Source organism: Paractinoplanes ferrugineus, from assembly GCF_016862195.1.
In the GTDB taxonomy this organism is placed as follows: Bacteria; Actinomycetota; Actinomycetes; order Mycobacteriales; family Micromonosporaceae; genus Actinoplanes; species Actinoplanes ferrugineus.
Genome location: NZ_BOMM01000055.1, coordinates 1 through 14,851 on the forward strand (window position 1 = coordinate 1; position 14,851 = coordinate 14,851).

16 protein-coding genes and 1 pseudogene are annotated in these 14,851 nt (G+C 70.6%); 7 read left to right on the top strand and 10 right to left on the bottom strand.

Annotated elements, in window-relative coordinates:
- From Afe05nite_RS31005 to Afe05nite_RS31025, 5 genes and pseudogenes are all read left to right on the top strand, one after another.
- Positions 1 to 565, top strand: a 565-nt coding sequence (locus Afe05nite_RS31005) for an HNH endonuclease signature motif containing protein (protein ID WP_203820805.1), incomplete at its 5' end; no start/stop codon positions are given.
- A gap of 162 nt (positions 566 to 727) precedes the next feature.
- A pseudogene (locus Afe05nite_RS31010) lies at positions 728 to 919 on the top strand (MFS transporter); the annotation flags it as partial.
- 55 nt (positions 920 to 974) lie between these two features.
- Positions 975 to 1,166: a hypothetical protein gene (locus Afe05nite_RS31015; RefSeq protein ID WP_203820807.1), complete on the top strand. Its 192-nt coding sequence runs from the start codon at positions 975 to 977 to the stop codon at positions 1,164 to 1,166.
- On the top strand, positions 1,148 to 1,543 hold the full coding sequence (locus tag Afe05nite_RS31020; protein ID WP_203820808.1) for a hypothetical protein: 396 nt from the start codon (positions 1,148 to 1,150) through the stop codon (positions 1,541 to 1,543). The genes Afe05nite_RS31015 and Afe05nite_RS31020 overlap by 19 nt, the downstream gene beginning before the upstream one ends.
- Positions 1,544 to 1,696: 153 nt before the next feature.
- A complete protein-coding gene (locus tag Afe05nite_RS31025) occupies positions 1,697 to 2,854 on the top strand; it encodes a PP2C family protein-serine/threonine phosphatase (protein WP_203820809.1) in 1,158 nt (385 codons plus the stop codon).
- 31 nt (positions 2,855 to 2,885) lie between these two features.
- Here Afe05nite_RS31025 and Afe05nite_RS31030 read toward each other — a convergent pair whose 3' ends face one another.
- The 4 genes from Afe05nite_RS31030 to Afe05nite_RS31045 form a co-directional block, all read right to left on the bottom strand.
- Entirely contained in the window at positions 2,886 to 3,863 is a 978-nt protein-coding gene (locus tag Afe05nite_RS31030) for a sialidase family protein (RefSeq protein WP_239118320.1), read from the bottom strand.
- Positions 3,864 to 3,865: 2 nt separating this feature from the next.
- The gene (locus Afe05nite_RS31035) at positions 3,866 to 4,894 is read right to left on the bottom strand and encodes a threonine aldolase family protein (protein ID WP_203820811.1); all 1,029 of its coding nucleotides are present in this window, start codon (positions 4,892 to 4,894) and stop codon (positions 3,866 to 3,868) included.
- 10 nt (positions 4,895 to 4,904) lie between these two features.
- Complete coding sequence (locus Afe05nite_RS31040) at positions 4,905 to 6,311, bottom strand: class II 3-deoxy-7-phosphoheptulonate synthase (protein ID WP_203820812.1); 1,407 nt, start codon at positions 6,309 to 6,311, stop codon at positions 4,905 to 4,907.
- Positions 6,312 to 6,408: 97 nt separating this feature from the next.
- A complete protein-coding gene (locus Afe05nite_RS31045; RefSeq protein WP_203820813.1) occupies positions 6,409 to 7,893 on the bottom strand; it encodes a glycosyl hydrolase family 18 protein in 1,485 nt (494 codons plus the stop codon).
- A gap of 362 nt (positions 7,894 to 8,255) precedes the next feature.
- Here Afe05nite_RS31045 and Afe05nite_RS31050 point away from each other — a divergent pair, with 362 nt between their 5' ends.
- Complete coding sequence (locus Afe05nite_RS31050; RefSeq protein ID WP_203820814.1) at positions 8,256 to 8,933, top strand: DUF429 domain-containing protein; 678 nt, start codon at positions 8,256 to 8,258, stop codon at positions 8,931 to 8,933.
- Between the two features lie 64 nt (positions 8,934 to 8,997).
- Here Afe05nite_RS31050 and proC read toward each other — a convergent pair whose 3' ends face one another.
- From proC to Afe05nite_RS31075, 5 genes are all read right to left on the bottom strand, one after another.
- The gene (proC, locus tag Afe05nite_RS31055; protein WP_203820815.1) at positions 8,998 to 9,822 is read right to left on the bottom strand and encodes a pyrroline-5-carboxylate reductase; all 825 of its coding nucleotides are present in this window, start codon (positions 9,820 to 9,822) and stop codon (positions 8,998 to 9,000) included.
- 123 nt (positions 9,823 to 9,945) lie between these two features.
- Complete coding sequence (locus Afe05nite_RS31060; protein WP_203820816.1) at positions 9,946 to 10,974, bottom strand: 6-phosphofructokinase; 1,029 nt, start codon at positions 10,972 to 10,974, stop codon at positions 9,946 to 9,948.
- Between the two features lie 145 nt (positions 10,975 to 11,119).
- Positions 11,120 to 11,632, bottom strand: coding sequence for a pyridoxamine 5'-phosphate oxidase family protein (locus Afe05nite_RS31065; protein ID WP_203820817.1), 513 nt, complete (start codon positions 11,630 to 11,632; stop codon positions 11,120 to 11,122).
- 41 nt (positions 11,633 to 11,673) lie between these two features.
- The gene (locus Afe05nite_RS31070; RefSeq protein ID WP_203820879.1) at positions 11,674 to 12,162 is read right to left on the bottom strand and encodes a polyadenylate-specific 3'-exoribonuclease AS; all 489 of its coding nucleotides are present in this window, start codon (positions 12,160 to 12,162) and stop codon (positions 11,674 to 11,676) included.
- Positions 12,163 to 12,258: 96 nt separating this feature from the next.
- Positions 12,259 to 13,113: a phosphotransferase enzyme family protein gene (locus Afe05nite_RS31075; protein ID WP_203820818.1), complete on the bottom strand. Its 855-nt coding sequence runs from the start codon at positions 13,111 to 13,113 to the stop codon at positions 12,259 to 12,261.
- Positions 13,114 to 13,367: 254 nt separating this feature from the next.
- Between Afe05nite_RS31075 and Afe05nite_RS31080 the strand changes: the two genes are divergently transcribed.
- Positions 13,368 to 14,060 (top strand): Crp/Fnr family transcriptional regulator, encoded by a 693-nt coding sequence (locus tag Afe05nite_RS31080; protein WP_203820819.1) that lies wholly within the window; start codon positions 13,368 to 13,370, stop codon positions 14,058 to 14,060.
- On the opposite strand, the gene Afe05nite_RS31085 is transcribed toward Afe05nite_RS31080, so the two are convergent.
- Positions 14,011 to 14,790 (bottom strand): lysophospholipid acyltransferase family protein, encoded by a 780-nt coding sequence (locus Afe05nite_RS31085; RefSeq protein ID WP_203820820.1) that lies wholly within the window; start codon positions 14,788 to 14,790, stop codon positions 14,011 to 14,013. The genes Afe05nite_RS31080 and Afe05nite_RS31085 overlap by 50 nt on opposite strands.
- Positions 14,791 to 14,851: the final 61 nt, after the last annotated feature.

The window sequence follows — 14,851 nt, forward strand, 5'->3', positions numbered from 1 at the left end:
CCCTGCCGACCCTGCCGACCGCGCCGACCCTGCCGACCGCGCCGACCCTGCTGGCCGTGCTGGCCGTGCTGGCCGTGCTGGCCGTGCCGACCCTGACGGACCCGTTGGCCTCGTCGGCGGCGAGCGGGGCCGGCTTTCGGGTGCCGGCCGGCTGGACACCGGCGCGCCGATCAGCGCCACCGAAGCACGGCTGCTCGCCTGCGACGCCCACGTCCTCCCCGCCGTTCTCGGCACCGACGGCCAGGTCCTCGACATCGGCCAGGCCCGCCGCCTGTTCACCGGTCCGCTCCGGCGCGCGATCATCCTGCGCGACGGTGGATGCTGCTTCCCCGGCTGCGACCGGCCGGCGGCCTGGTGCGACGGCCACCATCTGGTCCCGTGGGCCGAGGGCGGAGCGACCTCGCTGTCCAACGGGTGCCTGCTCTGCCGCCACCATCACGGCGTCATCCATCGCACCGGCTGGGAGGTGCGGCTGGCCGGCGACGGCCGCCCCGAGTTCCTCCCGCCGGCCTCGATCGACCCCCTGCGCCGGCCCCGGCGAAACACGTTCCACCGGCGCGAATAGGCCGGCCCGGCCGGCATCGACCTGACACCCAGCATGCAGTGCGTGCTGATCCACGCCATGGAGGAGGAACGCACCCAGATCCAGCTGGCCGCTCTGGCCGACCTAGACAAGCGCTGAACGGCCTCAACACCCGAGACGCGGGCCGCGTTCGTCCCGGAGCCGGCCGCCCAGGCCCGCGCGATGGGCGTCTACAGCTTCACCCAGGCCGGTGGCGCCGCCGCGGGCTTCGTCGCGGGCGGCATTCTGGTCGACGCGGTGGGCTGGCCCGCGATCTTCCTGATCAACGTGCCGATCGGCGCCGCCGCCCAGCTGGCCGGACGGCGCCCGCTGCCGCGCGAGGCGGCGCCGGCCTGACGGCCGGGCTGGACGTCGTGGGCACCCTGCTGATCATGGGGGTCTTTCCGCCGGGGTGTACGCGATCATCGACTCCGCCGTACTCATCGGGGTCCTCGCCGTTCTGTTGATCGCCGCATTCCTGCTGAGGCAGCGTCCCGCGCGCCGCCCGCTGATCGCCCTGCGAGTCCTGTCCCGTCCGTGGCGGCTGATCGCCAACCGCGCCGTGCTGCTCGTCTTCGCCACCGGGTGGGCTTCCAGTTCCTGAACGCCCTGTTCGTCCAGCCGGTCATGGGCTACGACGCCCTGGCCATCGGCTTGGCGTTCCTGCCCACCCCGCTGGTGATCGGCCCGGTGTCCCTGCTCCTGGCGCCGCGGCTGGTCGGCCGGTCCGGTCCGCGCCTGGTCCTGTTTGCCGGGCTGTCGCTGCTGCTGCGCTACCCACCTTCGGAGGACACGCAGCTCGACGGCGGGATGCACGACGACGAGCCCGGCGACCGCGAGCCCGGCGACCGCGAGCCCGGCGACCGCGAGCCAAGCGACCGCGAACCAAGCGAGAGCAAGCCACACGCAGGCGCGCCAGGCGAGGGCGACCCACGTAACGGCGGCGTCCCGGCGCGCGACCAGATCGACATCAATCGATGAAGATGATTTGTTCGGACACCGGCGGGCGGGACGGGCGACGGCAAGCGGCGAGGCTGGCGGCGAGGCTGGCGGCGAGGCTGGCGGTGACGTGGCCGGGAACACGTCACGGGTACAGCGGTGGCGGCTTGGTGTTCGGCGCTGAATGATGGGCCGATGGTCGCGATGGAGGCGGTACGGCGACTTCTGGCCCTGCGGCACCGTGGGCGCGCGGAAGATCTGCCGGCGGTGATGGCGCATGCCGCTCCGCTGCTCGACGCCGAGTCGGCGACCGTCCTGCTGATCGACTACGGCCAGTTGACGCTCTGCCCTCTGCAGGGAACGGTGCCCGGGGACGCCGCGCCGCAACCGGTGGACGGGACGGCGGCGGGGCGGTGTTTCACCACGGCGCGGGAGGCGTACGAGGAGGGGCACCTGTGGTTGCCGCTGCTGCACGGCGCGGAGCGGCTCGGCGTGCTGGGACTGGGGGTGAAGGAGCTCCCGCCGGAGGCCGCCCGGCACGACCTGGAGGTGATCTCGGCGCTGGTGGCGGAGCTGATCGCGAGCCGCCGATTCTACGGGGACGCGGTCGAGCACACCCGGCGGCGGTTGCCGATGCAGCTGGCCGCCGAGATCATCTGGAACCAGTTGCCGCCGCTGACGTGCGCGGTGGACGGCACGGTGGTGGCCGCGGTGCTGGAGCCGTGCTACGACGTGGGCGGGGACGCGTTCGACTACGCGGTCAACGGCGACGTGCTGCACGTCGGGTTGTTCGACACGGTCGGCCACGGCATCAGTGCGAGCGCGCTGACCACACTGACGCTGAACACGTACCGCAACGCGCGCCGGTCGGGTCTGTCGCTCACCGATACGTGCCGTTCGATCGACAAGTGGATCCGCGCGCAGTATCCGGGCAGTTTCGTGACCGCCCTGCTCGCCGAACTGGACACGACGACGGGCCGTTATCGCCGGATCAGCGCCGGTCACCCGGCCGAGTTGATGCTCCGGGACGGCGGGGAGCTGCCGGCGCTGCCGACTCCGACGGCGCTGCCGCTGGGTCTCGGGCACATGATCGAGCGCCCGCCGCGGGTCGTCGAGCAGCAGCTGGCGCCGGGCGACACGCTGGTGCTCTACACGGACGGCGTCACCGAGTCGCGGGATGCGGCGGGCAACCAGTTCGGCCCGGAACGTCTCGCGGACTTCATGCTGACGGCGCTGCACGCCGGCCTGACGCCGCCGGAGATCATGCGCCGGCTGATCCACACCATCGTCGCGTACGAGCAGGGCGAGCTCCGTGACGACGCCACCGCCGCGATGCTGCAGTGGCGCCACTAGACCCAGCGGCTGTCAGGACCAGCGGGGACGGCTAGAAGTCGGCCGCCGACGAGGTGAAGGCCACGACGGTACGGGCCGGGATGTCGAAGCCGAGGGTCAGGAACCGGCCCGGGGACAGTTCCACGCTCGACGGGTTGGCCTGGTCGTGGTGGCCCGAGTCGTACAGCTGGATGTCCCGGTAGCCGTCCCACGTCCCCAGCGGATCGCGGACGATGCGGCCGACCGTCTCGCGGTGTTCGGCGAACCGTTTCGACAGGTCACCGTAGGTGACCAGCACCTCGCCGCTGCTCAGGCGCAGTGCGTGGTGCGACGAGGCGGGCATGTCGGTGGGCACGGGGGCGGTCCAGGTGCGGCCGTCGTCGGTCGACCGCGAGAGGTACGCCGTTTCCGCGGTCGTCCGGATGAGCGACACGATCTGACCGTGGAGAACCGTCAGCGTGGGTTCCTGGAAGTGGAACGTGTCCCCCGCCGCCAGTGACACCTCGGACGCGGCCGGCCAGGTGTGCCCGCCGTCGGTGCTGCGGACGACGACGGCCCGGTGCCACCGTTCGCCGGGCGGCCGGTTGTAGACGGGCAGGAGCAGGTCACCGCCGGGCAACTCGACGGCCGCGCCGTGCGACGCCCACCAGCGGCTTCCGACCTGTACGGCCTCGCCCCAGCCGCGCCCGCCGTCGGTGCTGCGGCGCAGCTGGACGCCGTGGTTGCGGTGCTCCCGGTCGCTGGTCCACTCGAGCACGAAGTAGCTGAGCAGGATCGTCCCGTCGGAGAGCACCGCCAGTTTCGGGTCCCGGTCGTCGTACGGGCCGTCGACCACCACCCGCGGCGTGCTCCAGTTCCGGCCGTCGTCGTCGCTCGTCACGACCGCGATCCGGCCCTCGTGGCTGACGTGGCCGGCGCCTTCGCGGTACGCCACCACGAGCCGCCCGTCGGACAGCCGCACGATGTCGGGGAAGTGCGCCAGCAGGCCGTCCGCCGCGCGGGCCACCACTGTCGGCTGGGCTGGAAGCATGGTCACGCCTCCTCGGCGAGGATCCCCGTCAGCACCGCGATCGCCTGGTCGACGGCGTTGTCGTCGATGTCGAGGTGCACGACGACGCGGGCCAGGTGCGGCAGCATCGCGGCGATGTGCACGTCCTTGGCCGCGGCGCGGGCGACGAGACCGGCGGCGTCCAGTTTCGTGTCGCTCAGATCGAGCAGGATCAGGTTGGTTCGCACCTGGGCGGGGTCGACCACGCCGTACTTGGCCAGGGCGACCGCGACCCGCTGGGCGCGTTCGTGGTCCTCGGCGAGCCGGACGATGTTGTTGGTCAGCGCGTAGTCGGCGGCGGCGGCGAGGATGCCGACCTGGCGCATGCCACCGCCCATCCGCTTGCGGATGACCCGGGCCCGCGCGATGCGCTCGGCGCTGCCGATCACCAGCGAGCCGACCGGCGCGCCGAGGCCTTTGGAGAGACAGACCGAGAGCGTGTCGAAGAGACGGCCGTACGCGGCGAGCGGCACCCCGTCGGCGACGTGCGCGTGCCAGATGCGCGCGCCGTCGCAGTGCAGCGCGATGTCCGCCTCGTCGGCGACCGAGCGCAGGGCCTGCAGTGTCGGCAACGGGACCACGCTGCCGCCGCCCAGGTTGTGGGTCTGTTCGACCGCGACGGCCCGGGTCGCCACGGTGTAGCCGCCGGGCTTGCGGACCATCGAGGCGATCTGCGCCGGGTCGAGGTCGGCACCGACGGAGCCCCAGGTGCGCGACGAGATGCCGCCGATCACCGCGGCCGCGCCCATCTCGTACACCAGGACGTGGGCGTCGCCGCCGGCCAGCAGCTCGCCGCCGGGCGGGACGACGAGCTGGAGGGCGATCTGGTTGGCCATCGTGCCGGACGGCGCGAACAGTGCCGCCTCGTGCCCGAACATCTCGGCGACGCGGGCTTCGAGGGCGTTGACCGTGGGGTCGTCGCCGAAGACGTCGTCGCCGACGAGGGCGGCGGCCATGGCCTGCCGCATCGCGGTGGAGGGCCGGGTCACGGTGTCCGAACGGAGATCAACCACCGGTCCCACACTAGCCACGGAGCATCTCCGCGACCAGGAAGGCGAGTTCGAGGCTCTGCTGGGTGTTCAGCCGCGGGTCGCAGGCGGTCTCGTACCGGTCGGGCAGGTCGAGGTCCTCGATGCCCTGGGCGCCGCCGAGGCACTCGGTGACGTCCTCGCCGGTCAGCTCGATGTGGATGCCGCCCGGGTGGGTGCCGAGCGAGCGGTGCACCTCGAAGTAGCCGAGCACCTCGTCGACGATCCGGTCGAAGTGCCGGGTCTTGTAGCCGTTGGACGACTCGTGGGTGTTGCCGTGCATCGGGTCGCACTGCCAGACGACCTTGGCGCCGGTGGCGGTGACCTTCTCCACGATCGGCGGCAGCGCGTCGCGGACCTTGCCGTTGCCCATCCGGCTGATCAGGGTGAGCCGGCCCGGGATGTTGTCCGGGTTGAGCTTCTCGCACAGCTCGATCGCGGTCTCCGGGGAGGTGCCGGGGCCGAGTTTGACGCCGATCGGGTTGGCGATGCGGCTGATGAAGTCGATGTGCGCGTGGTCCAGCTGCCGGGTGCGTTCACCCACCCAGAGGAAGTGCCCGCTCAGGCCGTACGCCTTGCCGTCGCTGACCCGGGTGAGCGACCGGTCGTACTCCAGCGCGAGGGCCTCGTGCGAGCAGTACAGGCTGACGGTGCGCAGCGCCTCGCTTTCGGTCATGCCGCAGGCGCGGATGAAGTCGAGGGCACGGTCGATCTCGCGGGCGATCGCCTCGTAGCGTTCACCCGCGGGTGAGGCGCGCACGAAGTCCTTGTTCCAGTCGTGCAGGCCGTGCAGGTCGGCGAGCCCGCCGGAGAGGTAGGCGCGGAGCATGTTCATGGCGGCGGCCGAGTTGGCGTACGCCCGGATCATGCGTTGCGGGTCGGCGACCCGGGCGGCCTCGTCCGGTTCGAGCGAGTTGATCAGGTCACCGCGGTAGGCGGGCAGGCCGAGCGAGTCGGTCGGCGCCGAGCGGGGTTTCGTGTACTGCCCGGCGACCCGGGCGACCTTGACCACCGGCATCGACGCGCCGTAGGTGAGCACGACCGCCATCTGCAGCAGGGTGCGGGCGTTGGCGATCAGGTGGCTCTCGGTGTTGTGGTCGAACGTCTCGGCGCAGTCGCCGCCCTGGAGCAGGAACGCGCGGCCCTCGCACACCTCGGCGAGTTTGACCCGCAACTGGTCGACCTCGTAGGGCGCCACGATCGAGGGAACGGTGTCCAGCACCTTGCAGACCGAGGCGACCTCGTCCATGTCGGCCCACGGCGGCATCTGCACGCGGGGCAGGTCACGCCATCGGTCGAGGCCGAGGGCGGTGTCCTCGGCCGAGTCGGTGGACGGGCGGGAGGTCTGGACGGCCGGGTTACCGACCCCTGGGTAGCTCAGCTGGTGCCACTCTCGGCGCATGCCGCCAAGACTACGAAAGCGGGGCACCGGGCCTGCGCCCGGTGCCCCGCTTCTCACCTGAGGAGATGAGTTCTGTGGTGGTCGATCGAGGACGTACTCAGAGGTTGTTCTTGATGGCGCTGATCAGCTCGCCGTTGCTGGTGTCGCCGGAGAACTCCCAGAAGAACGCGCCGCCGAGACCCTGCTGCTTCACGTAGGTCATCTTTCCGGCGATGGTCGACGGGGTGTCGTAGCCCCACCAGTTGCTGCCGCACTTGGCGTACGCGGTGCCGCCGGCCGTGCCCGTCGCCGGGCAACTGTTCTTGAGCACCTTGTAGTCCTCGATGCCGGCCTCGTAGGTGCCGGGCGCCGCGCCGGTGGCCGAGCCGCCGGGTGCCGCCTGGGTGACGCCGGTCCAGCCGCGGCCGTAGAAGCCGATGCCGAGGAGCATCTTGCTGGCCGGGACGCCCTTGCTCTTCAGCTTCTGGATGGCGGCGTCCGACCAGAAGCCCTGGGTCGGGATGCCCGAGTAGGAGGTGAGCGGCGAGTGCGGGGCGGTCGGGCCCTGCGCGGCGAAGGCGCCGTAGTAGTCGTACGTCATCGGGAAGACCAGGTTCAGCTTCGAGATGCCGGACGCGTAGTCGGCGACGTCGAGCTTGCCGCCGTTCGAGCCGTCCGCCGAGATCGCCGAGGTGACCAGGAAGGACGAGCCGAACTTGGTGCGCAGCGCGGTGATGACGTTGTTGTAGGCGGCCGGACCGGACGCGTCACAGCTCAGGCCGCAGGCGTTCGGGTATTCCCAGTCGACGTCGATGCCGTCGAAGACGTCCGCCCAGCGGGAGTCCTTGACGAGGTTGTAGCAGCTGTTGGCGAAGCCGGTCGGGTTGGCCGCGGCCTGGGTGAAGCCGCCGGACCAGGTCCAGCCGCCGAACGACCAGATCACCTTGATGTTCGGGTACTGCTTCTTGAGCTTGCGCAGCTGGTTGAACGAGCCGCGCAGGGCGCCGGTGTCCCAGGTGTCGGCGACGCCGTCGACGCTCTCGGCCGCGGAGTAGGCGCGGTCGTAGTCGGCGTAGGAGTCACCGATGGAGCAGGTGCCGCCGGTGGTGTTGCCGAACGCGTACAGGATGTGCGTCAGCTTGGCCGCGGAGCCCGACGTCACCAGGTTCTTGACGTGGTAGTTGCGACCGTAGACGCCCCACTCGGCGAAGTAGCCGACGACGTTCTTCCCGCTGGTTCCGGGCGGCGCGGTGGTCGGTGCCGTGGTGGGAGCGGTGGTCGGCGGCGTGGTGGGCGACGTCGTCGGAGCCGTGGTGGGGGTGGTGGTCGGCGGCGTGGTGGGGGTGGTTCCGCCGCAGGTGCCGTTGTCGATCCAGACGTCCCACTGGCCGCTGTGCGTGGCCGGCGACTCGTTCTGAGTCCACCACTTGGCGGTGTAGTTGTGGCCGCTCTGGGAGGCGGTGTTGTCCTTGACGTAAACGGCGCCGGCGGACCATGCGGGGGCACAGGCCGCAGCGGCTGAGGCCTGGACGACGGGGATGGTGGCGGTCGTCGCCGCCACGACCACACCGGCCAGGAGAGCGCGGCGGAGGGATTTCTGCACTTCGTCTCCTCGTGTTGCTGCGTGAAGGAGGGGGATGACAAACAGTTAGGAAAGTTTCCGAAAAGTTTGTGAGGGAGACGGTAGTCACAGGCATTCACAATCGTCAAGACGCCGGACCTGGATTAATCATGGTCTTAACTTCCCGACGGCAAGATGTACGGGGTGCACACGAACGGGCACAGCGCGTAGTCTGCCGTCATGACCATCTTCGACGTCGACATCGACGCCCATGCGGGTGGCCCAGCGTCAAACCGGCAGGCGTCACACCCCCCGGCGTCCGACGGCCCGATGTCGAGCAGCCCGATGTCAAGCAGCCCGATGTCAAGCAGCCCGATGTCAAGCAGCCCGGCGTCGAGCGGCCGATGAGCATTCACGTCATCGGCGTCGACGCGTACGCGCTCGGATGGGTGGGCGTCGAGCTGCGCGACGGTGTCTTCGGCCGGGCCGTCCTCGCCGCCTCGCTCTACGAGATCGTCGCCAACAGCTCGGGCGCGGCCGTCATCGGCGTCGACATCCCCCTCGGCATGCTCCCCGACAAGTGGCGCTCGGCCGACACGCTCGCCGCCGACCAGCTCGGACCGCGCCGCGGCAGCATCTTCCGGGTGCCGCCCCGGCAGGTGTGGATGGAGGCCGACTTCACCGCGGCCAACCGGCTCTGCCGCGAGCTCACCGGGGCCGGCCTCAGCCGGCAGAGCTGGGCCTTGCGGCCCAAGCTCCTCGAGGCCAACGCGATCTGGGAACGGCATCCGGGGCTGCTCTTCGAGGCGCACCCGGAGGTCTCGTTCCGCACGATGGCCGGCGAGCCGCTGCCGCACGCCAAGAAGACGTGGGCCGGGCAGGCGCGCCGCCGCGATCTGCTCGCCCGCAACGGCATCGTGCTGCCCGACCAGATCGGACCGGCCGGCCAGGCCCCGCCGGACGACATCCTGGACGCGGCCGCGGTGGCCTGGTCGGCGCACCGGATGGCGACGGGCACGGCGCTGAGCCACCCGTCACCGCCGGAGGAGAACAACGGCTCCAAGATCGCCATCTGGTACTGAGACTGCCCAGCACCGGACCGCCCAACACTGGACCGCCCAGCACCGGCGCTTTCGGGTGCCGGGGCTATCTGGTGGGCGCGGCCATCTGCGTGGCGATCTCGGCGGCGCGGTTGCGGGCCGCTTCCAGGGCGTCGAGGAAAGCGGCGCGTACGCCGTGCTTCTCGAGCTCCCGGATGGCCGACGCGGTCGTGCCCGCCGGGGAGGTGACCGCCTCGCGCAGCTTCACCGGGTGCTCGCCGGAGTCGCGCAGCATCATCGCCGAGCCGACGACGGTCTGCACCATGAGATCCTGCGCGACGTGGCGCGGCAGGCCGAGCAGGATGCCGGCGTCGATCATGGCCTCGACCAGCAGGTAGAAGTAGGCCGGGCCGGAACCGGACAGCGCGGTCACGGCGTCCTGCTGCGATTCGGGTACGCGCATCGTGCGCCCGACCGGCCGGAAGATCTCCTCGGTGAGGGCGAGGTGTTCCTCGGTCGCGTACGGCCCCGGGGAGATCGCCGTCATCGCCTCGTCGACCAGCGCCGGGGTGTTCGTCATGACCCGGACCACCGGGATGCCGCCGGGCAGCCGCTCGGCGAAGAAGCTGGTCGGCAGGCCGGCGCAGAGCGACACGACCAGTTTGCCCGGGGGCACCTTCATCCCGAAGTCGTCGAGCAGCTTCGCCGCATCCTGCGGCTTGACCGCGATCAGCAGCACGTCGGCCTGGGTGACGGCGGTCAGGTTGAGCACGGGACGGATGCCGTAGCGCTCGGCCAGCTCGGCGGCACGCTCGGGGCGGCGCGTGGTGGCCAGCAGCCGGGCGGCCGGCCAGCCGGAGCGCAGCAGTCCGGACAGGACCACCTCACCGAGTTTGCCCGCGCCGATCACGGCGACACTGTGCTCTGTCATTTCGCCCTTTCCGGAGAACGATGCGCCGGTGCCAGGAGAGCTGCGCCGGGCCAAGAGAGCTGCGCCGGTGCCAAGAGAACAGGGAGCGGCCGTCGGCCGCTCCCTCGTCCCCAAAACGCCGGCTCAGCTACCGAAGAAGACCTCGGCCTCTTCGTAGCGGGAGAGCGGGACGGTCTTGAGCTCGCCGGTGCCTTCGATGAGCGGCACGCGGACGATGTCGGTGCCCCGCAGCGCCATCATCTTACCGAAGTCGCCCTCGTGGACGGCGTCAATCGCCTGCAGGCCGAACCGGGTCGCGAGGACGCGGTCGAAGGCGGTCGGGGTGCCACCGCGCTGGATGTGACCGAGGACGACCGTACGGGCCTCCTTGCCGGTCTTCTCCTCCAGCTGCTCGGCGAGCCACTGGCCGATGCCGCCGAGGCGCACGTGGCCGAACGAGTCGAGCTCCTGGTTGTGCAGCACCATCTGGCCCTCGAGCGGCTGGGCGCCCTCGGCGACCACGACGATCGGCGCGTACTCGACCTGGAAGCGCTTGGTCACGTAGGTGGCGACCTGCTCCACGTCGAAGTTGCGCTCGGGCAGCAGGATCACGTTGGCGCCACCGGCGAGGCCGGCGTGCAGCGCGATCCAGCCGGCGTGCCGGCCCATGACCTCGACGACGAGGGTGCGGTGGTGCGACTCGGCGGTGGTGTGCAGCCGGTCGATCGCCTCCATGGCGATGTTCACCGCGGTGTCGAAGCCGAAGGTGTAGTCGGTGGCGTTGAGGTCGTTGTCGATCGTCTTGGGTACGCCGACCACGTTGACGCCGAGGTCGTTGAGCTTGGTGGCGACGCCGAGGGTGTCCTCGCCGCCGATCGCCACGAGGGCGTCGACGCCCTGCTCGGCCAGGTTGGCCTTGATCCGGTCGACACCACCGTCGATCTTGAACGGGTTGGTGCGCGAGGAGCCCAGGATGGTGCCGCCGCGCGGCAGGATGCCACGCACCTCAGCGATGCCGAGCGGCTTCGTCAGACCCTCCAGGGGGCCCTTCCAGCCGTCGCGGAATCCGACGAACTCGTGACCGTACGCGGCGACGCCCTTGCGGACCACCGCCCGGATCACCGCGTTGAGACCGGGGCAGTCGCCGCCGCCGGTGAGCACGCCGATACGCATGATTTGCTCGTCCTCCCTGTTCAGGTACGAGAAGCAGATAGCCCGTCGAGCCCCAGGGAGCGAGTAGTCGGCAGCGTTGCCGGGCCCGGGGCGGGCCGCAAACCGAACTTTAGCGGCCCGGCTCGCAGCGCCCCGAAGCGCCCCGCTACAGCCGGACTGTTTCGTTCTCGCCCGCGTCCGGAGTCTTTCCGGTCACGGCCGCCTTGGCGTAGCCCAGCATCGTGACGACCTTGGAGCTGTGCGCCGCCGCCCAGTACTCGGCGGTGTCCGCCTCCACCTTGACCAGCGTAAGCCCCGGGGTCTCGAGCCCGTCCGGGAACCACGCTTTCAGCGGCGCGCTCCAGAGTTCCCGGGCCTTCGCCGGGTCGTCGGTGCGCACGGCCGCACCCGAGATGGAGATCCAGTTGTTCTGCTTCTGGTCGCTGAAGGCCACGTTCACCTGCGGGTTCAACCCGATCTCGGTGACCAGGTCGGCGTCGGCGTAGGTGAAGAACCACAGGTCGCCGTCGAACTCGACGTCCTGCAGGGCCATCGGGCGGCTCACGTGCTTGCCGTCGGCCGTCATCGTGGTGAGCATGCAGATGCGCGCGTCGGCGATCATCTGCTTGACCTTCTCGCGCCGGTCCTGCTCGGTGCTGTCCTGCCTGGTGTCAGTCATGACGTCGCTTTTCCCCGGGAGACGCAGCTCAACCCCCGGACCTAGGCACCCATGGCGTTCCAGCGGGCGAGGTTGTGCCGGGCGTCGACCAGGGCGTCGTGCCGGCCGGCCATGCTCGGCAGGTGCGGGCGGCCCTTGTCGTCCCACAGCTGGCGCAGGTCCTTGGTGAAACGCGGGATCTCCCGGGGCAGGGCCGGCATGGCCCCCCACAGCTGGGCGAGGGCGACATGGTCGTACGCGGCGAACCACGCCCACAGCTCCATCTGCTCGCCGCGGTCGCGGACCGGCTCCATCAGGAACTCGAAGAGGTCGTCGCGGATGCGCTCGCGGGAGCGCCACGCCTTGTCGGAGGGGGAGGGCAGCTTGTCGAGGACGTTGCGGCGCACCCACGGGATCGCCCGGGTGTCGTCGAACTCGGTGCTGACCGCGTAGAACTCGCGGCCGAACTCGTCGACGACGCCGATCGACACCAGGTCGACCAGGCGGCCGTCCTCGATGAACTCGCAGTCGTAGAAATAGCGGTAAACCATCGTGTCCATCCTCGCCCATGGTCATCCGGCCGCTGACTCCAGGGCCGGACCTGCTCGCCCAGGATCCTCCGGCATCACGGTCGGCCGGCATCACGGTCAGCCGGCCGCCGCTTCCAGAGCCTTCCGCGCGCAGCGGAGCATCTTGCGGTTGCCGCGGCGGGCGGCGCGGTCGGCGCAGACCGCCCACCTCAGGCGTACCAGCACGGGCAGGGCGGCGTCGAGTTCGTCCCGGCGCACCGGGCCGGCCGCGAGGTAACCGTCGATCAGGTCGGCGGCGTGGTCCGGTCCCCCGGCGTAGCCGACGGCGGCGGCCACGTCGTACACCAGCGGGCCGACGGCACTGGCTCCGCAGTTGAGCAGTCCGGCCCGGCCGGTGCTCGGGTCGACCACGAAACTGGCGGGTGCGGGGTCGCCGTGCAGCACCCCGTACGTCAATCGGTCGGTGACGGTGAGGCGGGTGGCCGCGCCGACCGCGCCGGCGACGGCGCCGCGGAGCCAGGGCTCCGCGGACAGATGTTCGGCGGCGGGGTCGAGCGGCTGCCACGGGCGCAGGCCGGGGTGGTGGAAATGCTGCAGCGCCTTGTGTACGACGCCGAGCCGGTCCCCCCACCACTGCTGGTCGATCGGGTCGCCGCCGTCCAGGGGCCGGCCCGGCACCCGGCGCAAAAGGGACAATGCCCCGGCGTCGGTCCGCGCGGTGAGGCCGCCGCCCAGGGTGCGCACCGGCTCGCCGGCCGCGATGTCCCGCAGGCGCAGGTGTTCGGCGGCGATCAGGCCGGCCTCCACCGGCTGGCGGTCGCCCGGTTCGGCGAGCCGGCAGACGTAGCGTTCCGGGCCGGCTGTCACCTCCCATCCGCGGGAGATCAGCTCGGTGGGCAACGCGCTGATCGCGCTGGGCAGCAGATGCCACTGATCGCGCAAAGTGGATAGAACAAGTTTGTCGTCCGGCACGGCGGGAGTATCCCGGCGATCGACCGCGATCAGACGGACAAGGAGGGCGACAATCACGCTTGGCTATAGGGAGGTTTACAGATAGCGACCGGCGCGACATGATCGTACGAGGCATTCACGGGTCGCCCGCACCTTTCCTGATCGGAGATGGCGCTCGAGGACTTGTTCGTGCTATTAGTGATCGTTCGCGTCGAGGGGCCGACGCCGGCCGGGGGGGCCTACGGCGCGGTCCCCACCGGGGGAGGGATAGCGCCGTGGACCATCGGTTGCCGGATTCCGGCGACGCGCTCGCCGGCGTGGAGATGTTCGCCGGCCTGGAGCCGGAAGTGCGGCAACGGGTGATCGCCACCGCCGTCCCGCGCACGTACCGCAAAGGACAGATCCTTTTCGTCGAACACGATCCCGGCGAGTCCCTGATCATCCTGAAGCGCGGCGCCGTCGCGATCTTCCGCACCGCCCCGACCGGGGAGCGCGCGGTCCTCACCGTGGTCCGCCCGCCCGACGTGCTCGGCGAGGTGTCCCTTCTGGACGCGTCGACCCGCAGCACCTCGGCCGAGGCGATCGAGGACTGTCAGGCGCTGACCATCTCGCGGGCGGCGTTCATGGACCTGGTGCATTCCAACCCGCGCATCCTGGACGCGGTGATGCGCTCGGTGGGCGCGTTGATAAGGCGTCTCACCGAGCAGAACACCGACCACGTGTTCCTCGACCTGCCCGGCCGGGTGGCCAAGACGCTGGTGCGGCTGGCCGGCGAGAGCCAGGCTCCGATGATCACGATCGAGCTCAACCAGAGTCAGCTGGCCGAGATGGCGGGCGGTTCCCGGCAGAGCGTCAACCAGGCGATCGGGTCGTTCGCGAGCCGCGGCTGGTTGCGCACCGAGGGCCGCCGCATCGTGGTCACCGACCTTCAGGCGTTGCGGCGTCGAGCGGGGATGACGGTGTCCTGACCGCGCCGACGGGAGCGGCGGGAGCGGGCGGAGTGGCCGGGGCCGGCCTCGGCGCCTCGATCGAGGTCTTCAGCTTGCCGGCGTAGACGTCCACGTACTCCCGGCCGGACAGCGCCATCAGCTCGTACATGATCTCGTCGGTGATCGCCCGTTCGACGAAGCGGTCACCGCGCGAGTCGGCGTACCGCGAGAAGTCGAGGGCGGGCCCGAACCTCATCCGGACCCGCCGGATCTTGGGGATGAGGGTGCCGGTCGGCTGGATCTCGTCGGTGTTGAGCAGCGCCACCGGCACCACCTTGGCCCCGCTCTCCAGGGCCAGCCGCGCCACCCCGGTCTTGCCGCGGTAGAGGCGGCCGTCGGGTGAGCGGGTGCCCTCCGGATAGATGCCGGCGACGCCGCCCGCACGCAGCACCCGCAGCAGCGTGTCCAGGGCCGCCTGGGCCGCCCTGCCCCCCGAACGGTCGACCGGGATGGTGCCGGTGGCGAGGAAGAACTGCCGCATCAGGCGGCCTTTGACGCCCCGGCCGGTGAAGTATTCGGCTTTCGCGACGAACGTCACCCGGCGGCCGACCATCAGGGGTGTGAAGATCGAGTCGGAGAAGGAAAGGTGATTGCAGGCCAGGATCACCGGTCCGGAATCGGGCACGTTCTCCCGGCCGCGCACGTCGGGGCGAAACAGGACGCGCAGGAGCGGCCCGAGAACCACGTACTTGAGCAGCCAGTAGAACACGGGTGTCCTTTACCGGATAGATCGGACATCTGAAACATCGGGTCGCAGAGGAAGCGTACGA